This is a genomic window from Pseudomonas sp., from assembly GCF_050739775.1.
GTDB lineage: Bacteria > Pseudomonadota > Gammaproteobacteria > Pseudomonadales > Pseudomonadaceae > Aquipseudomonas.
Genome location: NZ_JBOICA010000004.1, coordinates 35416 through 57896, shown reverse-complemented (window position 1 = coordinate 57896; position 22481 = coordinate 35416). Strand labels below are relative to the sequence as shown.

Genomic DNA, 22481 nt, shown 5'->3' with positions numbered 1-22481 from the left:
CACCCGCCTTGAATTAGTTGTCACTGTCTTTGTTGTCAACACGGTAGGCGAAGCCGAAGCCGACCCCCTGGAACAGCACCACATCGGCCAGTTGCCGGGCCAGGTCGCCGGCACTGGCCAGCTTGGTCTTGGGCACGTAGAGCATGTCGTCGGGCTGTAGGTAGGCCACTTGCGCGGCACTGGCGTCCAGGGCCTTGTCGACGTTGTAGGGCATGGCCTGGACCTGGTTGCCGTTGCGCCGCATGATCACCACCGAATCGAGTCGCGCCTTGATGTTCGGGCCACGGGCCAGGGTCAGGGCTTCGAGCACCGAGACCGGACGGCGGATCGGGTAGGCGCCGGGCTGGCCGACTTCGCCGAGCACGTAAATCTCGTTGACCGCAGTGGACTTGAGCATCACATCGACGGTCATGCGCCCGGGCAGGTCGGCGTAACGCTTGTTCAGGTAGGTCTGCAACTGGGTGACGGTCATGCCCTGCAGCGGCACTGAGCCGATTTCCGGAAAGCTGGCCTGGCCGTCGCTGTTTACGGTGATCTCGCGGCTCATCCCGGTACCGGGGTGGTTGAGGGCGTTCTTGAGGTTCTGCTCGTCGGTCAGCGGGCTGATCACCTGCACGGTCAGCTGGTCGCGATTGGGCTGGAACAGACTCTTGTTGCGATAAGCCCGCTGGATGGTCTGGCGGGCCTGGTCGGGGGTCTGCCCGGCAATCTTCACCGAGGTGTTGGCCCGAGGCAGCTCGATGCTGCCATCGGGCAGCACCAGTTGGTTGCCATTGAGCGAGCCGGCCGAGAGGAACGCCAGGCCCACAGTGTCGCCCGGCTGGATGCGGTAGGCCTCGGAGCCGCTGGTGCTGATATGGAAGATCACATCGAGCACGTCTTGTGGCCGCAGTACCTGCTCACTGCGTGGCAGTTCGGCACTCTGGGCGTTGGCCGGGGTAGCGGTCATGATCTGCACCGGCATTTGCCGGGTTTCCTGGTTGGCGCAGCCGGCCAGGGTCAGCAGGCACAGCGCAAGCGATGTGTATTTCATGGAAGGCTCCTGGTCTGCTGGCCTAAAGGTTGTTGTACAGCCACTTGGGCATGTAGTACTTGCGCCGGTTGAAGACGCTGCCGATCAATTTGGCGCCGGCCTGGGAAAGGCGTTGGGCCGCGGCCTGGGCCACTTCCCAGCGGGTGTCCTCTGCGCACACGACGAGGATCACACCATCGGCCAGGGTACCGATCACCAGGCTGTCGGCGCTGGCGTAGACCGCCTCGCCGTCGATCACCACGAAGCGGTAGTGCTCGCCCAACTGCCGCAGCAGCACTCGCAGCAGGTCCGGATTGAGCCGCTCCTTGCCGCGCTTGTAGGTGCCCGCGGGCAGCACGTCGAAGGGCTGGTCACTCAGGCGCACGATGCAGTCCTGCATCAGCGGTGGGTGTTCCTGGTCGAACATCAGGTTGTTGAACCCGCGCAGTTTGTGCAGGCTCATTTGCTGGCTGAGGTTGCTGCTGCTGGGGCTGCTGTCCACCAGTAGCACCGGGCCGCCGCTCATCAGCGCCAACTGGCTGGCGAAGGCCAGGGCGCTGGTGCTGGTGCCGCTGCCGCTGTTGGCAGCGGTCAGCAACAAGATGCGCTGGTCCGCGTCGAGCACGGTAGACGTCAGGTTGGTTTCGCTGGGGGTGGCGATGGTCAGACTTCTTGAAGTAGAACCGTCCATTCAACTTGCTCCGTGGCCGCTGAAGACTTTGAACGGAGTCTTGAACAGGATCTTCAGATCCAGCATCAGGCTCTGTTCGTTGATGTAGCTCAGGTCCAGTTCGACGCGCTGGTCGAAGTCAATGTCGCTGCGCCCGGAGATCTGCCACAGGCCGGTCATGCCGGGGTGGATGCTCAAGCGGGCAAGGTGGTTGTCCTTGTAGCGGTAGGCGTTGAACGAGGTGGGGCGGGGACCGACCAGGCGCATGTCGCCGAGCACCACGTTGAACAGGTTGGGCAACTCGTCCAGGCTGCTGCGCCGCAGCCATTGGCCGATAGGGGTGACACGCGGGTCCTTGTCGATTTTGAAATCGATGGCATCGGCGCCGTGCTTGTTCAGGTGGCGCACCGAATCCTTCAACGCCTCGGCATTGGCAACCATGGTGCGGAACTTGAACATGCCGAAGACGCGACCGCGGTAGCCGGTGCGTTTCTGCACGAAAAACACCGGGCCTGGACCGCTGCGTTTGACCAGTATGGCCAGCACCAGCAACAGCGGCGAAATCAGCGCCAGGATGCCCAGTGCGCCCACACAGGCGACCACCCGGTTGGTGCGTGACAGGGTCCAGGGACGCCCGCCGACGCGGCCGGTCAGCCAGCCACGGCCTTGCATGTGAATAGCAGCGTCGATGCGCTGGCGATGCGCCGGGTCCATGCGTTTGTCTTGGTGCAGTGCCTGCAGTTGCGCACTTTTAGGTTGTCCTGTCATACCGCCCTCCATTGAGGCGCGGGCATCTGCCCGTTGACCCGCACAGTGTCCTTGTCGATGTGCGAGTAGTAGTGATGAAACCAGGCGACGAAGCGCCCGAGCCCGTCATCGAGAGAAATCTGTGGGGTGAAGCCGGTAACCTGTTCCAGGGCGCTGGCGTCGGCGCAGGTGGTCAGCACGTCGCCCGGTTGCAACGCCAGCAGTTCGACTTCGGCCTTGCGCTGCAGGTGCTTTTCCAGCAAGGCGACGTATTCGCTCAGCTCCACTGGGCGCTGGCCGCCAATGTTGAACAGGCGCCAGGGCGCGTGGCTGCTGGCCGGGTCCGGTTGCCCGCGGTTCCAGTCAGGGTCGGCCTTGGGCGGCAGCGGAATCAGGCGCACCAGGCTTTCAACGATGTCGTCGATGTAGGTGAAGTCGCGCTGATGCTGACCGTAGTTGAACAGCTGAATCGGCCGGCCTTCGGTAATGGCGCGGGCGAACAGGATCGGTGACATGTCCGGCCGGCCCCAGGGGCCGTACACGGTAAAAAAACGCAGGCCGCTGGCAGGAATGCCAAACAGGTGGCTGTAGCTGTGGGCCATGGCCTCGTTGGCTTTCTTGGTGGCAGCGTACAATGACAGCGGATGATCCACCGTGTCCTGGACTCGATACGGGGTGTGTTGGTTGGCGCCGTACACCGAGCTTGAGGAGGCATACAGCAGGTGTTGCACCGGATGACGGCGGCAGCCTTCGAGGATGTTGAGAAAACCACACAGGTTGCTGTCGATGTAGGCCCGGGGGTTCTCCAGGGAGTAGCGCACCCCGGCCTGGGCGGCCAGGTGAATCACCGCCTCGGGTTGTTCACGGGCAAACAACGCTGCCATGCCGGCAGCGTCGTTCAGGTCCAGGGGAAAAAGCTCGAAGGCCTGTGCTTGAGATTCGATCCAGCGCACCCGCGCCTGCTTGAGTGCCGGGTCGTAGTAATCGTTGAAATTGTCCAGGCCGATTACCTGATGGCCATCGCGCAAAAGGCGCAGGGTGCAGTGGGCACCGATGAAACCGGCGGCGCCGGTGACCAGTATTTTCATGGTGTCGGCACCTGTGGTTGAACCTGTCGCAGGCCGATGCCGCTGTAGCTCAGGCCAAAGCTGGCGACCTGATCGGGGTTGTACAGGTTACGCCCGTCGATGATCAGGCGGCTGCGCAGCTTTTTCGCCAGCAGGGCAAAGTCGACTACGCGAAAGTTCTTCCATTCGGTGCAGATCACCAGGGCGTCGGCATCTTCCAGGGTATCGTCACGGGTGGCGCACAGGCGCAGGTCGTTGCGATAGCCGTAGATCCGCCGGCACTCGGACATGGCCTCCGGATCGAAGGCGCACACCGTCGCCCCCTCGGCCCATAGGGCCTCCATCAGGTAGCGGCTCGGCGCTTCGCGCATATCGTCGGTGTTGGGCTTGAAGGCCAGGCCCCAGAGGGCGATGGACTTACCGGCCAGACTGCCGGGAAAGTGTTGCTTCAACTTGCCGAAGAGGATCTGCCGCTGGGCGTCATTGACTTCGCTGACACTTTGCAGCAGGCGCAGCGGCATGCCGCTGCGTTCTGCGGTGTGCAGCAGGGCGCGCAGGTCTTTGGGAAAGCACGAACCACCGAAGCCGCAACCGGGGTAGATGAAGTGGTAGCCGATCCGCGGGTCGGAGCCGATGCCCTTGCGTACCGCCTCGATATCGGCACCGAGACGTTCGGTGAGATTGGCCAGCTCGTTCATGAAGCTGATTCGCGTGGCGAGCATCGCATTGGCCGCGTACTTGGTCAGCTCGGCGCTGCGGTTGTCCATGAACATAAGTTTTTCATGATTGCGGCAGAAGGGCGCGTACAGTTCGGCCAGCTGGTCATGGGCCTGGTCATCGGCGGTGCCGACGATGATTCGGTCCGGGCGCATGCAGTCAGCCAGAGCGCTGCCCTCTTTGAGGAATTCAGGGTTGGACACCACCCGCACCCGCAAGGCGCCTTTGCCCAGGCGTTCAAGTTCTTCCCGGGCCAGTTGCGCGACTTTGTCGGCAGTGCCGACCGGGACTGTGGATTTGATGATCAGGGTGCGGTCAGCCTCCATCAAACTGGCGATCTGCCGGGTCACGCCGAGCACGTGGGAAAGGTCGGCCGAGCCGTCTTCATCAGGGGGAGTACCGACGGCGATGAAGATCAACTCGGCATGAGTGACCGCGTCGCTGGCCTGGGTGCTGAACAGCAGGCGGTCTTCCTTGATGTTCTCTTCGAGCATGCTCGACAGCCCAGGCTCGCTGATGGGCGGAACGCCCTGACGCAACTGACTGATCTTGTGGGCGTCGACATCGACGCACAACACACGGTGACCAACATCTGCCAGGGCGGCAGCTTGCACAAGACCGACGTAGCCGGTGCCAAATACGCTCACGTCCATGTCGGCGCGCCTCGTATGGAGTAAGGGGAATGCAACAGTGATGTGATCTCGGTATAGCCCACCTGTGAAAGGTCGTGTCAATCAAATGGCATGTTTCGGCAGATTTACACTCCCTACCAATTAGGCTTTTCGCCATCAAGCCTTTCTAAATCGGGGCTTTAGCTGCTCAAGGGGTGGCAAATGGCCGTCAATGAAAACGATGAACGGTCGAAAACCGCTAATGGCGTGGCTTCTGTGGATGTGGTTGTTTCACGAATGCAACGCTTTTGCGTTATCAACGTGTCAGAATCAGTGTGCGCAAGTTTGTCATTAATTTGACGTTTTCTGGTTTGCGCTTTGTTGCAGCACTGCTAACGTGGAAGAAGCCGTCTAGGGTCGAAGGGCTATTTTGCGGGGGAGTCATGCGCCAATACTTCAAGGAATTGCTGCTTGTTGTTTACCTGCTCAGCCATTCCCCCTACTACCTTGAACGCGTGCAGGCGATCGGCCCGAGCCCGGCACTGGTGCTGTTTGGCGGGGTATTCGTGTTACTGGTGCTGGCCTTGTTGCTCAGCGCCAACATTCGCCAGGGTTGGTTGCGCTGGGCGCTTGCCCTGGTGTTTTCCGCCAGTGCACTGTTTTTCGACGCTTATACCCGCATCACCGCGGATTACCTGACCTACAGCGCATTCATATCGATGGTCTATTCCGGCGGTTTTATCGGCGAGGCCCTGGAACAGTACCACAGCGTGATCCTGGCAAGCCTGGCGCGGACCGTGCTGTTGCTGCTCGGGTTGGGCTTGCGTCCACGGCGCACGGTGCCGGGACCGGCCATGCTGCCCTGGGCTGCGCCGCTGCTGGCTATCGCCCTGTTGACGGCGATTCTGTTCGTGCGCGCGGGCGAGGGCGCGCGTGGCCTGCCGATCATGTATACGTCGCTGGCGTACCTGAACCTGTTTGCCTATGAGTCGTTGCACGACCGTGTCGGCCCCCGCGAGCCGGTGAGCCTGGCACACACAGGGCCGGCACTGGCCCGCGACATTGTGCTGATCATCGACGAGAGTGTCTCCGGCAACTACCTGGACCTGAACAGCGTGCATGGCGTGCGCAGCCAGCTCAACCAAACCCAGCCCGGGGCGAGCATCTTCAACTATGGCTATGCCGCCTCGATTGCCAACTGCAGTGCCGACACCAATGTCACCCTGCGTTATGGCGGTACTCGCAGTGATTACCTGCGCATCAACTCGACCCTGCCGTCGATCTGGCAGTACGCCAAGAATGCCGGCCTGGGCACCGTGTACATCGACGCCCAGCGCACTGGCGGCAACTTGCAGAACCTGATGAACACTACCGAAAAACGCGATATTGACCAGTTCATCCAGTTCGACAGCACCCCGGTGCGTGACCGCGACATGGCGGCGGTGGCAACACTCATCGAACTGCTCGGCGATGGCCAGCCGCAGTTGATTGTGATGAACAAGGTCGGGGTGCATTTTCCGGTGCACGACAAATATCCCGATGAGTTCATGGCCTACCGCCCGGCCTTGCCTCGCGGGCAGTACGCCGACATCACCGACACGGGTCGACGCGATGGTTTTTCCGGGCAGCCCGAGGATTGGGTGTTGTATCGCAACGCCTACAAGAACAGCCTGCTGTGGAATGTCGGCGAGTTCTTCAACCGGTTGTTCGCCAAGGCCGACTTGAGCCAGGCCGTGCTGATCTACACCTCCGACCACGGCCAGGACCTGCACGAGCGCGGCAACCCCGGCCTCAACACCCATTGCGACAGCGATCCGGTGGAGGAGGAGGGCTTGGTGCCATTGGTGGTGATCCAGGGGGCAGGACTCAAGACCCTCGACTGGCAAGCGCAACTGGCAGGCAACAAGGACCGCTCCAGCCACTACAACATCTTCCCGACCTTGTTGCAGTTGCTGGGCTACGATCCGGCTGCCTTCACGCCAATCTATGGGCGCTCGCTGGCGGTGCCGACCGAAGACGACTTCAGTTTCAACACCCGCTTCAACGCAAGGCTGGGGGCAGAGCCGGTGTTCAAGCGCATTGACCTGAGCCAGGTGGTGACCCCCACTGACGCGGCTGCCGCCGAGCACATGCCGCTCGGTCAGGCCGACTGATGCTGGCTGTTTACAGCGCAGGGGCGTGCAAGGTGCGAAAGCTTTCGGCTTCTTCAACCAGCCAGTCATGCACCGCCCTGGCGCTCGGATGCGCCAGGCCACCGGGCGGATAGAGCAACACATAGCGCTTGTGGTTGGCGATCGGCAGACCGAACGGCACGATCAGGGTGCCGCGCTCCAGCTCGTCATTGAGCAGGGTACGCCGAGCAATGGCCACGCCGATGCCGGCGATCGCCGCTTCGATGGTCAGGTGGTTGCGGTTGAAGGTGTGCCCGCGGCGCACGTCCAGCCCCCCGGCAGCGATGCCCTCCAGGTAGAACTCCCACTCGGCATACTCCGAACTGCCCCGCCAGGCGGTGATGTCGTGCAGCAACGGATAGTGCGCAAGGTCGGCTGGGCCATGCAGGGGCGGACGCCCACGTAGCAGGGTCGGCGAGCAGACCGGGAAAATCTGCTCATCGAGCAGCGGGGTTGAATGCATGCCCGGGTAGCTGCCGTCGTTAAGGTCGATGGCCAGGTCGAAATCGCCTTCATGCAGGGCCTGGCTACTGTCCTCGGCCACCAGGCGTAGCTGGATGTCCGGGTAGCGTTGTTGCAGGCGCGGCAGGCGCGGGGTCAGCCACTTGGCCAGGAACGAGGGAATCGAGCGCAGGCGCAGGGTGCCTCGAATCTCGCCGGCGTCCAGGCGCAGCAACTCGGCGTCGATACTGCCATAGGCTTCGCTGACCGTCTGCGCCAAGCGCTGCCCCTCGGCGCTCAGCTCTACGCCACGGGCGCGGCGCAGGAACAGGCGAAAGCCCAAGCGCTCTTCCAGCTGACGGATCTGCTGGCTCACCGCGCCGGGAGTGATGTGCAGTTCTTCGGCGCAGCGGGTGAACGACAGGTGGCGTGCCGCACAGGAAAACACATGCAACCAGACATACATCTGGCCATTCATCTGTCGTCTCATCGTTTAGTTCTACTAAAGGCTTGCTTAGAAAGTTTCGTTGGTCAATGCCACAGTGACCGGGCAGTATCGCGCAACTTCGCGACATCCTTCAATTTTTTCACAACGCCGCAGGGTGACATTCGTCGCTTGAGCGTGCAGGCATTAGCATGGCTATCAGTGTTTTCGACCTTTTCAAGATTGGTATCGGGCCGTCCAGCTCCCATACCGTAGGCCCGATGCGGGCGGCTGCGACCTTTGTCCAGGCCTTGCGCGAGCAGGACCTGCTGGAGCAGGTCAATCGAGTGGAGGTTCGTCTGTATGGCTCGTTGTCGGCCACTGGTGTCGGTCATGCCACCGACCGCGCCTGCCTGCTGGGGCTGATGGGCGAATGGCCCGACCAGATCGACCCACAGCGTATCGAGCCGCTCATCGCCCAGTTGCAAGACAGTCGGGTGCTGCTGCTCGATGGGCATCATGGCGTTGCGTTCGATTGCAATCTCGACTTGCTGCTGCTCGACGAAAGCCTGCCATACCACCCCAATGCCATGACCCTGGAAGCCAGCAGCGCGACCGGTTCACTGCTGCAGCAAACCTACTATTCGGTCGGCGGTGGTTTTATCGTCGAGGCTGCGCAGATTGGCGCTGCAGGCGACAGCGCCGAGCAGGTGAAGCTGCCCTACGACTTCGACAGTGGCGCTGAACTCCTGGCGCTGTGCAAGCAACACCAGTTACGCGTCAGTGAACTGATGATGGCCAACGAACTGGCCTGGCGCTCCGAGGCCGAGGTGCGCTGTGGCTTGCTCAAACTCTGGGCGGCGATGCGCGAGTGCGTCGACAACGGCCTGCGCAACGAAGGCATCCTGCCCGGTGGCCTCAAAGTCAAGCGCCGCGCGGCCAAGCTGCACCGTAGCCTGCAGGAACTGGGCAAGCCCAACGTGATCGGCTCGACATTGAGCGCCATGGAATGGGTCAACCTGTTCGCCCTGGCGGTCAACGAAGAGAACGCTGCCGGCGGACGCATGGTCACGGCGCCCACCAACGGTGCCGCAGGGATCATTCCAGCGGTGCTGCATTACTACATGAAGTTCAACCCCGATGCCTGCGACAACGACGTTATCGACTTTCTGCTCAGCGCTGCCGCTGTCGGCATCCTGTGCAAGAAAAACGCTTCGATCTCCGGCGCTGAAGTGGGCTGCCAGGGTGAGGTGGGGTCGGCGTGCTCAATGGCTGCGGCGGGGCTTGCCGAAGTGCTTGGGGCGACCCCGATGCAGCTGGAAAACGCCGCCGAAATTGCCCTTGAACATAACCTGGGGCTGACCTGCGACCCGGTCGGCGGCCTGGTCCAGATCCCGTGCATCGAGCGCAACGCAATTGCTGCGGTCAAGGCCATCAACGCCGTGCAGATGGCCTTGCGCGGTGATGGCGAGCACTTCATTTCCCTGGACCGGGTGATCCGTACCATGCGCGATACCGGTGCCGACATGCATGCCAACTACAAGGAGACTTCGCGCGGCGGCCTGGCGGTCGCTTTTGTCGAGTGTTGAAACCCAAAAGCTTTTGTGGGAGCGGATTCATCCGCGAAGGACTGCGTAGCGGTCCCATTGGGAACGCGTTGCGTCTCTTCGCGGATGAATCCGCTCCCACAACAAAGGTTTACTGCACTGCTGCTACCACCGTTCCAAGTTATTCATAAGCAACAAAAACAACTACAAGGCAATATCGATGACTGATGTAAACACCACCACCCACCTGGGTGCGAGCACGGCTGCGCCCGCGCAAAGCAAAACCTGGAACCGTCACGACACCACCTGGGTCCTGGGCCTGTACGGCACCGCCATTGGCGCCGGCACCCTGTTCCTGCCAATCAATGCCGGGGTAGGGGGCTTCTGGCCGCTGCTGGTGCTGGCGCTGTTGGCGTTCCCGATGACCTATTACGCGCACCGTGGCCTGACCCGCTTCGTGCTGTCCGGCAAGCGTGGCGCCAGCGAAGACATCACTGAAGTGGTGGAAGAACACTTCGGCGTCGGCGCTGGCAAGCTGATCACCTTGCTGTACTTCCTGGCCATTTTCCCCATCCTGCTGGTGTACAGCGTAGCGCTGACCAATACCCTGGGCAGCTTCATGCAGCACCAGTTGCATATGACCCCGCCACCGCGGGCGCTGCTGGCCTTGCTGCTGATCTGCGGTCTGATGATCGTGGTCCGCAGCGGCCAGGGCATCATCGTCAAGGTCATGAGCCTGTTGGTCTATCCCTTTGTCGCCGCGTTGCTGTTGCTGGCCCTGAGCCTGATCCCCAACTGGAATGGCGCCTTCTTCGCCCAAGCGTCGCAAGGCATGCCGCTGGACCTGTTCTTCAAGACCTTATGGCTGGCGATCCCGGTGATGGTCTTCTCGTTCAACCATTCGCCGATCATCTCGGCCTTCGCCGTTGAGCAGAAACACCGCTACGGCGAGCAGGCCGACCAGAAGAGCAACCGGATCCTGGCCAGTGCCCACGTGATGATGGTGCTGACGGTCATGTTCTTCTGCTTCAGTTGCGTGCTGGCCCTGAGCCCGGCAGATCTTGCGGCAGCCAAGCAACAGAACATCTCGATCCTGTCGTACATGGCCAACCACTTCCAGACACCGGTCATTGCTTTCGTCGCACCGCTGATTGCCTTGGTGGCGATCACCAAGTCATTCCTGGGCCACTACATCGGTGCCAGCGAAGGCTTCCAGGGCATGATCGTGAAAAGCCTGCGCAGCCGCGGCAAGCAACTGCCAGCCAAGCGTCTGGAGCAACTGACCGCGCTGTTCATGGTGCTGACCTGCTGGGCCGTGGCCACCCTCAACCCGAGCATTCTGGGCATGATCGAGAACCTCGGCGGGCCGATCATCGCGTGCCTGCTGTTCCTGATGCCGATGTACGCCATCCACAAGGTGCCGTCGCTGCGCAAGTACTCGGGCAAGGTGTCCAACGTCTTTGTGGTGCTGATCGGCCTGATCACCCTGTCGGCGATTTTGTATTCTTTCTTTGCCTGAACCACGGGTTGCTTCGCCGTTGTTCTAAATGCAGGACACTGCAGGCCGTGATTGCGCCTTCCCCTGCGCAGGGTCTGACGCTAGTGTGAACACACTCGCGCCAGGCCCTTTTGGCTTGGCCAGCGCAATGGAAGCCCCGCAGATGACCGATTCTACTGTCCACGCCAAGCTGGGTGAGATCCCTTATACCGTCAACCTGTGCGCTGGTGCGAACCAGTGGCTGGCCGATGAAAACCAGGCGCTCGGTGGCCGCGACGCTGGCCCCAATCCTCATCAGCTGTTGCTCTCGGCCCTGGGAGCATGCACCGCTATCACCTTGTCGATGTATGCCCGGCGCAAAGAATGGCCGCTGCAGCATGTTGATGTGCAGTTGGACATTATCAAGGAAGAGAAAACCACGCCCATGCGCACCGAGATCAAGCGTGTCATCAAACTGCACGGTGATCTCGATGCGGCCCAGCGTGAGCGCCTGCTGGGTGTGGCCAATGCCTGTCCGGTGCACAAGCTGCTCAGCGGCAGCATTGTCATCGACAGTCAGTTGAGCGCCTAACGCGACTCGCTCTTGAGCTTGACGAAGCTGCGGCGCATGTCCGAGGCCCAGCCGTCGAGCACCGGTTTTACGTCCTGCACGGTCAGCTGGGTGGTTTTGTTCTCAAGCGCCTTGCCAGCGCCTTTGCGCACCACCTGGGCCAGCACCGCGTTGTTGCCGCCGTCGAGAAATGCAGCTTCGGTGGCGATGTCGACATCCTGGTCACGACCACCGGCGGCGGTGCTGACGGCCGCCACCACCAGGGCGATCGGGATCACTTCATAAGGCTTGAGTCCTTCAGTGTGAGTGGCGACTGCGGTAATTGCCGGGCGCACCACCAGCACATTCGGGCCCGGACCTGTGGCCAGTGGTACTACAGCGCCCAACTCGCGCTTGAGTGCCGTATCGTAGTAGCGGGTGATTTCTTGCAGCGTTTGCGTCGAGATCACTTCCGTGGGCTGCGGTTTGGGGTAGAACTGACTCGGTTCGATGTACGCCTGGGTGTAGCGGGCAGTCTTGAGGTTGGGGTCGATCCAGCGCATTACCGGTGCACCGGAGATACTTTCGGCCTCCTTCAGGCGGCTGTAGTCCTTGAGAAAACCGGAGTACTGGCTCGGGTCGACGCGGGAGCTGGCGCAACCGGCCAAGGCAATGAGTGTGGCGCAAAGCAGGGTAGAGCGCAGGGTTGGGTTCATATCAGCTGGACACTCGGCAGTTGGCTTGCTAGCAACGCTAGCAGTTGGTTGGTGCTTGGCCAGTGCAGCACGACAAATTTTGTTCGTGCACAACTCACTGACCCGGACCAGTAGACGAAAACGCAATGCACAGACTTTCGCTAAAAACAACCTGGCCGTCCCAGGGCGTCAATCCTTGACCAATGCCCGTAATGCCGCTTTCGCTTGCGGGGTGTGCAGGCGTTCGATAAACAGCAGGCCTTCACGGCGAACAGTGGCTTCCAGCTCTTCCCGGTGGGCATCCTTGAGTAACCGTTTGCTGACGCGCAGTGCTTCCTGCGGCAGGCTTTGCAGGCGCTGCGCCAATTGCCGGGCGGCGCTCAGACATTGTTCACCGTCGTCGTGCAACTCGTTGGCCAAACCCCATTGCAGCGCTTGTTCACCCGTAAGCAGTTCATTGCACAGCAGCAGTCGGGCAGCTCGGGCGTGCCCCAGCAAGCGCGGCAGCAGCAGGCTGGAGCCGAACTCCGGGCACAGGCCCAGGGGCACGAAAGGCATGCGCAGTTTCGCCGTGCGACTGACCAACACTTGATCGCAGTGCAGCAGCAGGGTCGTGCCGATACCTATAGCGGCACCGGAGACCGCGGCAATCAGTGGCTTGTCCAGTGCCATGACAATGCGCATCAGGCGAAACACCGGGCTGTCCATGTCGCTGGGCGGGTGGTCGAGAAAATCCTTCAGGTCGTTGCCAGCGCTGAAGCATTGGGCGCCGCCGGTGATGACGAGAACCTCGACCTGCGGGTCATCGCTCGCCGCCAGCAACAGGTCGCCCAGCTGGCTGTACATGGCACTGTTCAAGGCGTTGAGCTTGTCTGGCCGGTTGAATGTCAGGGTCAACAGGCCGTTGTTCAGGTCACGAATAATCAGGTCGTTCATGGCAAGCCTTTATTGTTTTTGTCGTAGGGGTCAGAAGGTCGGTGGCGTGATCACCCAGATGACCACGGCATCGACTTCGCCAGGGTTACCGTAGCGGTGCGGTTCCTGGCTGGAAAAGCTGAAGCTGTCGCCTTCGTTGAGCTGAAAGTAGCGATCGCCCACCCATAGCTCGAAACTGCCTGACAGCAGGTAACCGGCTTCTTCGCCTTCATGGCTGTAACTTTGCTGGCTGTAGGTGCCAGGCGGGAAGCGCGAGTGGAGCATCTCCAGCTCACGGTTAGGCTGCGGGGTCAGCAACTGGTCAACGATGCCATCTTCGTAATGAACGCTCAGGCGGCTGCTCTTGCGCACCACGTAGCCGTTGTCTTCAGGGGCGGTGCTGGCTTCGCTGGCGAAGAACCACTGGATGGTCACGCCCAGGCTGCGGGCGATGTTGAACAGCGCCGGAATCGACGGGTAGGACAGGTTGCGTTCCAGCTGGCTGATGTAGCCGGCGGTCAATTCGCTCTGCCGGGCCAGCTCGGCCAGGGTCATGCCCCTGCGTTTACGCAGGCCACGAATGCGCGTGCCGAGAAACTGCGGGGCGGCGGCGCCTTCCTGGCTGGGAACGGCGCCGGCGGGCGGCATCTTGCTGCTGTTGCTCATGGGGTGCTCCGGACCGCACGCTGCAAAGCCCCGGAGTATAAACAGGCTCAGAGCGTCCAGGCGACCTTCAATCCTTCGTAAATGGCCTCTTCGGCAGTACGTGGGGCCAGGCAATCGCCGATCCGTTGCACTTGCACCAGGCCGTTGAGCTCGTCCACCAGGGTATCGACCGGTTGATGACCCTGGCACAACACCAGGGTGTCGATGTTTTCGAAGATCATCGGCTCGCCGCTGGCGGTGTGTTGCAGGTACACGGTGTTGTCATCGCAGCCGTAGAGGCGGGCATAGGGGGTGATGGGAATACCGAGCTTATGCAGCTCACCGGCCATCTGGTCGCGCACGTACAACGGCAGGCTTTCGCCGCAGTGGGTGCCATTGACTGCCAACTGCACCTGGTGCCCGGCGCGGACCAGGCGTTCGGCGATACCCGGGCCGTTCCAGTCGCAGCGCCAGTCCACCACCAGTACCGAGCGCCCCAGAGTGACCTCATCGCGCAGCACCTGCCAGGCATCGACGACCTGCAGATCACCTGCGCGCTCGAAGGCCGGCCAGTAAGGTTCGGCACCGGTGGCAACGATAACCAGGTCAGGTTGTTCACGTTCCACCAGGGCGCGATCGACCCGGGTGTTACGCACCACCTCGACTCCGGCCAGCTGCATTTCGCGTTGCAGGTTGGTGCTCGCTCCGCCGAACTCGGCACGGCGCGGCAGCAATTGCGCCAGCAGCACCTGACCGCCCAGTTGCGCGCTGGCCTCGTACAGGGTGACCTCATGCCCACGTGCCGCAGCCACCGCAGCTGCTTTCATGCCGGCCGGGCCGCCACCGGCGACCATGATGCGCTTGCGCTGTGGCGCTTGCTGCAACTGACCGAATTGTTGTTCACGTCCGGTCTCCGGGTGCTGGATGCAGGAGATCGGCAGGCCGCGATGGAAGTGGCCGATACAGGCCTGGTTGCAGGCGATGCAGGCGCGCACATCCTCGGCATGGCCGCTGTCGGTCTTGTTCGGCATCTGCGGGTCGCAGATCAGCGCGCGGGTCATGCCGCAGACATCGGCCTGGCCACGGGCAAGGATCAGTTCGGCTTCCTGGGGCTGGTTGATGCGCCCGGTGACGAACAGCGGAATCGACAGGCTGGCCTTGAAGGTGCCGGCCTCGCGCGCCAGGTACGCCGCCTCGATGGCCATGGGCGGGACGATATGCACCGCGCCGCCGAGGGAGGCCGAGGTGCCGGCGACGATATGTACATAGTCCAGCGCCTCTTGCAGGACCTGTACCGCAGCCAGGGATTCGTCCTCGGTAAGGCCTTCGGCATCGCGCTCGTCGGCGCTGATGCGCAGGCCGACAATAAAGTCTGGCGAGGTGGCGGCACGCACCGCAGCAATCACTTGACGCACAAAGCGCAAGCGCTGCTCCAGCCCGCCGTTGTAGCCATCGGTGCGGCGGTTGACCCGTGGGTTGATGAACTGCGCCGGCAGGTACCCGTGGCTGGCGACCACCTCGACGCCATCGAGCCCGGCCTGATACAGGCGCCGGGCGGCATCGGCATAGCCTTGTACGATTGCGTCGATCATCGCTTGGTCCAGGGCCCGCGGCATCACCCGGAAACGTTCGTTGGGCACCGCCGACGCCGAATAGGCCACCGCCAGCAGGCCGTCGCTGGACTCCATGATTTCCCGGCCGGGGTGAAAGATCTGCGACAGCACCACCGTGCCATGGGCATGGCAGGTTTCAGCCAGTTGGCGGTAACCCTCGATGCAGGCATCGTCGGTGGCCATCAGCACATGCGAGGTGTAGCGCGCACTGTCGTGCACTCCGGCCACCTGCAGCACGATCAGGCCGACGCCGCCTTCGGCGCGGGCTTTGTGGTAGGCAATCAGGCGGTCGTTGACCAGGTTGTCGGTGGGGATCGAGGTATCGTGTCCGCTGGACATGATGCGGTTCTTCAGGCGTTTGCCACGGATTTGCAGCGGTTCGAACAGATGCGTGAAGGTCGACATGCGGTGCAGGCTCCAGCGGGATGTTGTTTTTATTTTTCTATAGAAGTGTACTGCAAGTAAAAAATCAACTTGTTTTTTTACTTGGCATTGACTAGTTTTCGATTCACCCCGAGTCCTGGGGCACACCTCACAACAACAAGAAAACGGACCGCGCCTGGCGCGGTACCAGCATGAGGAACCACGCATGACTTCAACCCTGCTCAAACTTTCTCCCTGGCTGCTCGCCCTTGGACTTGGCAGCGCCCAGGCCGCACCGGACATGGTCGTCGTCGCCTATGGCGGCGCTGGTCAGAAAGCCCAGGATGCGGCGATTTTCCAGCCTTTCAGCGCCCAGGACGGCAGCAAACTGATCCAGAGTGAATACAACGGTGAAATGGCCCGGATCAAGGTGATGGCCGACACCGGCAACGTCGACTGGGACCTGGTCATGATCGAGGCCCCGGACTTGATGCGCGGCTGTGATGAGGGCATGTACGAACGCCTCGACTGGACCCAGCTCGGCCGCGCCGAGCAATTGATCCCCGATGCCGCTCAGGAGTGTGGTTCAGCGGTGCTGGTGTGGAGCGTGGCGATTGCCTACGACCGTAACAAACTGGCCCAGGTGCCGGTGTCATGGGCTGATTTCTGGGATGTGCAGAAGATCCCCGGCAAGCGTGGGCTGCGCAAGCGCGCGGTGTACAATCTGGAATTCGCCCTGATGGCTGACGGCGTCAAGGTCGAGGACGTCTACAAGGTGCTGGCGACCCCACAGGGGGTCGACCGGGCCTTTGCCAAACTCACCGAGCTTAAGCCTTACATCCAGTGGTGGGAAGCCGGTGCGCAACCGGCGCAATGGCTCAGCGCCGGCGACGTGGTGATGACCTCGACCTACAGCGGTCGGATCGCTGTCGCCGCGCAGGAGGGCAGTTCATTGGCCGTGGTCTGGCCGGGCAGCCTGTATGGCATGGACTACTGGGCGATCATCAAGGGCTCCAGGCACGTCGACCAGGCCAAGCGCCTGATCGCCTTCGCCAACCAGCCCGACACTCAGGTGCGCTACGTCAATGCGATCCCCTACGGGCCGACCAACACCGAGGCTGCCGCCAAGCTCGATCCGAAGCTGGCCAGTTGGGTGCCGACCTCCAAGCAGAATCTGCAAGGCGCCTTGGCGATGAACGTCGAGTTCTGGGTCGATCACGGCGATGAGCTCGAAGAGCGCTTCAATGCCTGGGCCAGCAAGTAATCCCCGGTGGCTGGACACCGCCAGGTGTCCAGCCCTATTGTCTGGCCAGCCATTTGTCTGAGAACAACAACAATGAATCCGACTGAAAGTGAACTGCGCCTGCGCCAGGAACTGGCGGCCTGCTACCGGCTGATCGCGCACTTTCGCATGACCGATCTGATCTTCACCCATATCTCGGTGCGCATTCCCGGCCCCGAGCATCACTTTCTGATCAATCCCTACGGTTTGATGTTCGATGAAATCACTGCCTCCAGGCTGGTCAAGATCGACCTGCAAGGTAATGCCGTGGAGCCTTCGCCATACCCGGTCAACCCCGCAGGGTTCGTGATCCACAGTGCCATTCACGGCGCCCGTGAAGATGCCCAGTGCGTGTTGCACACCCATACCAAGGCCGGTTGCGCGGTGGCTGCGCTCAAGTGCGGGTTGCTGCCGGTCAACCAGATCTCCATGGAGTTCTACGGCAAGGTTGCCTACCACGACTACGAAGGCGTGGCCCTGGACATGGACGAGCAGCAGCGCCTGGTTGCTGACCTGGGCGACAAGCCGGTGCTGATGCTGCGTAACCATGGCTTGCTGACCGTGGGTGAGAGCGTCAGCCAGGCCTTCCTGCGTATGTATTACCTGGAGAAAGCCTGCGAAATCCAGCTGGCGGCGCAAGCGGCCGGCGAGATTGTGCTGCCGCCTGATGCGGTCTGCGCCCATACCGAGCGGCAGTTCAACGAACCGGCGCGGGCGTTGAAGGAGGGCGAGCTGAGCGACCCGGACGGTATGCAGCTGGCATGGGCGGCGTTGCTGCGTTTGGTACAGCGAGTGGCGCCGGATTATCGCGACTGAGCAAGACTTGTTGTACAGTTGTTCAACAAGATCCCTCACGCCATGAGAAGCGCCTATGACCCAGGAAGCCCGTTACAGCCGTATGGTCCCGGAGTTGCGCAAGGCCAACCTGGTCGAAGCAACGCTGGTATGTCTGAAGCGCCACGGCTTCCAGGGCGCCTCGATTCGCAAGATCTCGGCCGAGGCCGGGGTCTCGGTGGGGCTGATCAGTCACCACTATTCGGGCAAGGACGAACTGGTGGCCGAAGCCTACATGGCGGTCACCGGGCGGGTCATGGGCCTGATCCGCGAGGCCATGGCCCAGGCCGCACCCAATGCCCGCGAGCGGCTATCGGCGTTTTTTCGCGCCTCGTTCTGCGCTGAATTGCTTGACCCGCAATTGCTCGATGCCTGGCTGGCATTCTGGGGCGCGGTGAAGACCGCCGAAGCGATCAACCAGGTGCACGATCATTCCTACGGTGAGTACCGCAATGAACTGGGCCGCCTGCTGAGCGATCTGGCCCGGGAGGAGGGCTGGCAGGCCTTCGATGCCGATCTGGCGGCCATCAGCCTCAGTGCCTTGCTCGACGGCCTGTGGCTGGAGTCCGGGCTCAACCCCGGCACCTTTACGCCCGAGCAGGGCGTGCAGATCTGTGAGGCCTGGGTCGATGGCCTGCAAGCCGGTGGACGGCGGCGCTTTACCCTGACCGAGGGCTGTTGATCGGTCGTTCAGTAATGGGTAGGCTGCTGTCGCGAGTTACATAACAACGACTATAAGAGACAACACGCAATGACGCCTCGGGTACTGATCGTCGACGACGATCCGCTTATTCGCGACTTGCTGCACGCCTACCTGTCCCAGGAAGGCTACGACGTCCACTGCGCCGACACCGCCGAGCAGGCCGAGAGTTTCCTGGCCAGCCACAGCGTCGACCTGGTGATGCTCGACATCCGCCTGCCGGGCAAGGACGGCCTGACCCTGACCCGCGAGCTGCGGGTACGCTCGGAAGTCGGCATCATCCTCATCACCGGCCGCAACGACGACATCGACCGTATCGTCGGCCTGGAATGTGGTGCCGACGACTATGTGATCAAACCCCTCAATCCCCGCGAGCTGGTGTCGCGGGCCAAGAACCTGATCCGCCGCGTGCGTCATGCCCAGGCCTCGAAGCCGCCAGCGGCCAGCACCCAGGCCCTCAAGCAGTTCGCCGACTGGGCGCTGGACACCGACCGCCGGCGCCTGATCGATCCGCAGGGCGGCGAAACCCTGCTGACCCACGGAGAGTTCCAGCTGCTCAGTGTGTTCCTGCGCAACAGTGGCCACACCCTCAGTCGCGACCAGTTGATGGACCAGATCCGCAACCGTGAATGGGTGCCCAACGACCGCTCCATCGACGTCCTGGTCGGTCGCCTGCGGCGCAAGCTGCACGATGATCCGGCCGAACCGCAGCTGATCATCACCATTCACGGCGCCGGTTACCTGTTTACCGCCAGCGTGGCGGCCTGATCGCCATGGCGCGGTGGCTGGGCCTGGTAGTGCTGTTGCTGGCCCCGCTGCTGCAGGCCGGCGAGCGCATCCGCTATTGCGACTATCCGGTGTACCCGCCAGTGTCCTGGAGCGACGGCAAGCAAGTGCGCGGCCTGGCGCCGACCGTGGTGCGCGAGTTGTTCGGGCGCCTGGGCTACGAGGTCGAGATGGTCGTGCTGGGCAACTGGAAACGCTGCCTGCTGGACGCTGCTGAAGGCCGAGTGGATGTGGTATTGGCCTACAACAGTGACCAGCGCGACCAGGGCATGCGTTTTTCCACGGTGCCGGTGTTGCGCGAAGAGGTGGCGGTGTTCGTCAACCGCCAGCGGCCAGTGAAATTCGAACGCCTGCAAGATCTGGCCGGCTATCGTGGTGGCCTGTTGTTTGGCGAAAGCTACGGTCCTGAGTTCGACCAGTTTGTTGCCAAACACCAGAATATCGAGTGGGTGTCATCCAGCCAGCAGAACTTCGGCAAGCTGATTCTCGGGCGCATCGACTTCGTCATTCAGGAGCGGCGCACCGGCCAGCTGTTCATCGAACACCTGCCCGGTGCCGAGGATATCCAGGCGTTGCCTGCGGCCCTTAGCGTCGATTACCTGCGCGTCGCCGTCTCGCGCCAATCCGAGTTGAGTCAGCACATGGCGAAAATTGATGAGCAGCTGCAGCGCATGACGGATTCTGGCGAGATCGAACGCTGGCTGCAGCAGAGCGAAGTGACCTACCGCGACATGACCAACCTGCCGGCAGACGCACGATGATCCGCCTGCATGCGGATGGCCTGTTGCGCCGCCTGTTGCTGTTCATCCTGTTGTTCAGCCTGTGCTTCACGGTGCTGGCCAGTACCGTGCAGCTGTATTTCGAGTACCGCCGGGAAATGCGTGATATCGATGCGCGTATGGCACTGATCCGCGTTGGCTACCTGGCCAGCCTTGAGCGCAGCCTCTGGGACCTCAACCAGGAGCAGATCAGCGTGCAACTGCGTGGCCTGGTGGATTTTTCCGATGTGGCTCGGGTGCGCCTGAGCAGCGCCGATTTCAACCTGTTGCAGGGCCAAGCCAATCCGCCGGGACCGCTGCGCATTGAGCGCTTTGCCCTGGACTTCCAGCCGCCGTCGGGGCCGTTGCGGCATCTGGGTGAGCTTGAAGTGAGCATCGACCTGGGCGCCGTGCATCGGCGTCTGTTCGCCACCGGGTTGACCAGCCTGTTGTGGATGAGCGTATTCCTTTGTGGCCTGGCGGTGGCTTTGTCGGGTTTGTTCTATCGCCTGGTGACCCGCCATCTGCAGGTCATGGCCGAGTTCGCCCGGCGCATCGCTGCCGGTGACTGGCAGGAACCGCTGCGCCTGGACAAGCGCCGCTGCGCCCGTTTCGACGAAATCGACACTGTGGCCCATGCCCTGGACGACATGCGCCGAGCGATCCTCAGCGATATCGAGCGGCGCGAAGTGGACCGCCTGGCCTTGCAGGACAAGCGCGACGAACTGCAAAAAATGGTCGAGCGACGTACCGCCAGCCTCATGCGCGCCAAAGATGAGGCGGAAGCGGCGAACCTGGCCAAATCCCGTTTCCTGGCAACCATGAGCCATGAACTGCGCACGCCGCTCAATGGCATTCTCGGCATGGCCGAACTGCTGCGCGGTGCCGGGCTCCAGGCGCAGGACAGCAAACGTCTGGAGGCCTTATACAAGGCCGGTGAGGGGCTGCTGAGCATCCTCAACGAAGTGCTGTACTTCGCCCGCCTGGAAGAAGGCGAGACTCATCCCGAGTCTGTGGATTTCTCCCTGCGCCAACTGTGCGACGAAGTCATCGCCCTGCTTGAGCCCAAGGCCTTGGCCACCGGCAGCACCCTGGAGTGCCACATCGATCCGCAACTGGCCGAGCGTCAGCAGGGTGCCGAGCAGTTCCTGCGCCAGGTGCTGAGCAACCTGCTGGCCAATGCAATCAAGTTCACCGAAGGCGGGCAGGTCAGTGTCCAGGTCCAGGTGCTGGGCGAGCAGAACGGCCAGCAGCAGGTGCGGGTGAGTGTCACCGATAACGGCATCGGTATCGCCGAGGCGGTGCAGGCGAAAATATTCGACCGCTTCACCCAGGCCAGCGAAGTCGTGGCGCGGCGTTATGGGGGGACGGGTCTGGGGCTTGCAATCAGCAAACACCTGGTGGAGCAGTTGGGAGGACGTATTGGTCTGCACAGTGTCGAGGGGCAGGGCAGCTGTTTCTGGTTCGAACTGAGCCTGGCATCCGGGCAGCAGCAGCCCCTGGCGCTGGCGCCGACACAGGTGGTCGCCGCCCTGGATATCCTCGTGGTCGAGGATGTGGCGTTGAATCGCGAGGTGGTGCACGGCCTGCTCAAACGCGATGGTCACCGGGTCTGGCTGGCCGAGGAGGCTGAGCAGGGCATGGCGCTGTGTAGTCAGCGGCGTTTCGACCTGATCCTGCTCGATGTGCATTTGCCAGGCATCAGCGGCGTCGAGCTGTGCCGGCAGATTCGCAACAGCCCTGGACCGAACCGTCATGCGCGGATCCTGGCGCTGACCGCCAGTGTCCAGCCAGCATTGGTGCAAGGTTTTCTCGAGGCGGGTATGCACGGGGTGCTGGCCAAGCCCTTGAAGCTGGAAAGTCTGCGCCAGGCCTTGGCCGCAGAAGGGCCGCTGCCTGAGGCGTGCGCGCAAGACCTGGATCTTGACCAGGCGCTGCTGCAGACCCATCGCCAGTTACTGGGTGAGCAGAAACTGCAAGGATTGCTCGCGGTGCTGCAGGCGCTGATTGTCCAGCACCGCAGCGCCTTGAGCGAGGCACTGCAGGCGCGCGATTACACCGAAATTGTCCATCTGGCCCATCGCCTGGCCGGCAGCAGTGACTCCCTCGGCTTCTGTGGCCTGGCCCGAGTGTTGCGGGCCCTGGAGGAGGCCGCGATGGCGCGTGACATGACCGCCATCGACGGCTTGCAAGGGCCTCTACAGGTGCAGATGCAGCGGGCGCAGCAGACACTGGAGCGCTTGCTCCAGCACTGATGTACAAAAATCTTACGACTTTTTACATCTTCGATCTTTACGTACAACTGCACCTTACATCGCTTTCCAATAATCAACGCTAACCGCACTGCACGCGGTCTTCGAAGCTTATTGGAGATAATAATAATGAACTGCCGTAAAGCTGATCCGTCCCCGCGTTATCGCCTGTCCCTTTCGCCCCTGCGCCACTGTTGAGGTGCC

At 62.0% G+C, this 22481-nt stretch carries 20 protein-coding genes; 10 read left to right on the top strand and 10 right to left on the bottom strand.

The features are described from left to right. Nucleotides 1-13: 13 nt before the first annotated feature. The 5 genes from ACRESH_RS03715 to ACRESH_RS03695 are packed head-to-tail and all read right to left on the bottom strand — an operon-like array spanning nt 14 to nt 4866. Nucleotides 14-1033 (bottom strand): polysaccharide biosynthesis/export family protein, encoded by a 1020-nt coding sequence (locus tag ACRESH_RS03715; protein WP_431740675.1) that lies wholly within the window; start codon nt 1031-1033, stop codon nt 14-16. 22 nt (nt 1034-1055) lie between these two features. Beyond that, the gene (locus ACRESH_RS03710) at nt 1056-1703 is read right to left on the bottom strand and encodes a CpsD/CapB family tyrosine-protein kinase (protein WP_431740674.1); all 648 of its coding nucleotides are present in this window, start codon (nt 1701-1703) and stop codon (nt 1056-1058) included. Continuing rightward, nucleotides 1704-2450, bottom strand: coding sequence for a sugar transferase (locus ACRESH_RS03705; protein ID WP_431740673.1), 747 nt, complete (start codon nt 2448-2450; stop codon nt 1704-1706). It lies immediately after the preceding gene. After that, nucleotides 2447-3517 (bottom strand): NAD-dependent epimerase, encoded by a 1071-nt coding sequence (locus ACRESH_RS03700; protein ID WP_431740672.1) that lies wholly within the window; start codon nt 3515-3517, stop codon nt 2447-2449. The genes ACRESH_RS03705 and ACRESH_RS03700 overlap by 4 nt, the downstream gene beginning before the upstream one ends. After that, on the bottom strand, nt 3514-4866 hold the full coding sequence (locus ACRESH_RS03695; RefSeq protein WP_431740671.1) for a UDP-glucose dehydrogenase family protein: 1353 nt from the start codon (nt 4864-4866) through the stop codon (nt 3514-3516). The genes ACRESH_RS03700 and ACRESH_RS03695 overlap by 4 nt, the downstream gene beginning before the upstream one ends. Nucleotides 4867-5267: 401 nt before the next feature. Between ACRESH_RS03695 and ACRESH_RS03690 the strand changes: the two genes are divergently transcribed. After that, the gene (locus ACRESH_RS03690) at nt 5268-6977 is read left to right on the top strand and encodes a sulfatase-like hydrolase/transferase (RefSeq protein ID WP_431740670.1); all 1710 of its coding nucleotides are present in this window, start codon (nt 5268-5270) and stop codon (nt 6975-6977) included. 10 nt (nt 6978-6987) lie between these two features. Here ACRESH_RS03690 and ACRESH_RS03685 read toward each other — a convergent pair whose 3' ends face one another. After that, complete coding sequence (locus tag ACRESH_RS03685; protein ID WP_431740669.1) at nt 6988-7926, bottom strand: LysR substrate-binding domain-containing protein; 939 nt, start codon at nt 7924-7926, stop codon at nt 6988-6990. Nucleotides 7927-8072: 146 nt separating this feature from the next. Here ACRESH_RS03685 and ACRESH_RS03680 point away from each other — a divergent pair, with 146 nt between their 5' ends. From ACRESH_RS03680 to ACRESH_RS03670, 3 genes are all read left to right on the top strand, one after another. After that, nucleotides 8073-9449 (top strand): L-serine ammonia-lyase, encoded by a 1377-nt coding sequence (locus ACRESH_RS03680; protein ID WP_431740668.1) that lies wholly within the window; start codon nt 8073-8075, stop codon nt 9447-9449. Nucleotides 9450-9627: 178 nt separating this feature from the next. Continuing rightward, nucleotides 9628-10926 (top strand): serine/threonine transporter, encoded by a 1299-nt coding sequence (locus ACRESH_RS03675; protein ID WP_431740667.1) that lies wholly within the window; start codon nt 9628-9630, stop codon nt 10924-10926. Between the two features lie 142 nt (nt 10927-11068). Beyond that, entirely contained in the window at nt 11069-11476 is a 408-nt protein-coding gene (locus tag ACRESH_RS03670) for an OsmC family protein (protein WP_431740666.1), read from the top strand. Here the strand turns inward: ACRESH_RS03670 and ACRESH_RS03665 are convergent. From ACRESH_RS03665 to ACRESH_RS03650, 4 genes are all read right to left on the bottom strand, one after another. Further along, the gene (locus ACRESH_RS03665) at nt 11473-12150 is read right to left on the bottom strand and encodes a DUF3313 domain-containing protein (protein ID WP_431740665.1); all 678 of its coding nucleotides are present in this window, start codon (nt 12148-12150) and stop codon (nt 11473-11475) included. The genes ACRESH_RS03670 and ACRESH_RS03665 overlap by 4 nt on opposite strands. A gap of 168 nt (nt 12151-12318) precedes the next feature. Then, complete coding sequence (locus ACRESH_RS03660) at nt 12319-13065, bottom strand: enoyl-CoA hydratase (RefSeq protein WP_431740664.1); 747 nt, start codon at nt 13063-13065, stop codon at nt 12319-12321. 30 nt (nt 13066-13095) lie between these two features. Continuing rightward, nucleotides 13096-13692: a cupin domain-containing protein gene (locus ACRESH_RS03655; RefSeq protein WP_431740750.1), complete on the bottom strand. Its 597-nt coding sequence runs from the start codon at nt 13690-13692 to the stop codon at nt 13096-13098. Nucleotides 13693-13757: 65 nt separating this feature from the next. Next, nucleotides 13758-15707: an FAD-dependent oxidoreductase gene (locus ACRESH_RS03650; RefSeq protein ID WP_431740663.1), complete on the bottom strand. Its 1950-nt coding sequence runs from the start codon at nt 15705-15707 to the stop codon at nt 13758-13760. A 184-nt stretch (nt 15708-15891) separates the two neighbouring features. On the opposite strand from ACRESH_RS03650, the gene ACRESH_RS03645 reads away from it, so the two are divergent. The 6 genes from ACRESH_RS03645 to ACRESH_RS03620 all read left to right on the top strand — a co-directional run bounded on the left by ACRESH_RS03645 (nt 15892) and on the right by ACRESH_RS03620 (nt 22280). Beyond that, complete coding sequence (locus ACRESH_RS03645; protein WP_431740662.1) at nt 15892-16929, top strand: ABC transporter substrate-binding protein; 1038 nt, start codon at nt 15892-15894, stop codon at nt 16927-16929. A 72-nt stretch (nt 16930-17001) separates the two neighbouring features. After that, on the top strand, nt 17002-17763 hold the full coding sequence (locus tag ACRESH_RS03640; RefSeq protein ID WP_431740661.1) for a class II aldolase/adducin family protein: 762 nt from the start codon (nt 17002-17004) through the stop codon (nt 17761-17763). A gap of 55 nt (nt 17764-17818) precedes the next feature. Then, nucleotides 17819-18463 (top strand): TetR family transcriptional regulator C-terminal domain-containing protein, encoded by a 645-nt coding sequence (locus ACRESH_RS03635; RefSeq protein WP_431740660.1) that lies wholly within the window; start codon nt 17819-17821, stop codon nt 18461-18463. Between the two features lie 69 nt (nt 18464-18532). Continuing rightward, complete coding sequence (locus ACRESH_RS03630) at nt 18533-19249, top strand: response regulator (protein ID WP_431740659.1); 717 nt, start codon at nt 18533-18535, stop codon at nt 19247-19249. 5 nt (nt 19250-19254) lie between these two features. Continuing rightward, nucleotides 19255-20028, top strand: a complete 774-nt coding sequence (locus ACRESH_RS03625; RefSeq protein ID WP_431740658.1) for a substrate-binding periplasmic protein — start codon at nt 19255-19257, stop codon at nt 20026-20028. Next, nucleotides 20025-22280, top strand: a complete 2256-nt coding sequence (locus ACRESH_RS03620) for an ATP-binding protein (RefSeq protein WP_431740657.1) — start codon at nt 20025-20027, stop codon at nt 22278-22280. Before ACRESH_RS03625 ends, ACRESH_RS03620 begins: the two co-directional genes overlap by 4 nt. The last annotated feature ends 201 nt before the right edge of the window (nt 22281-22481 follow it).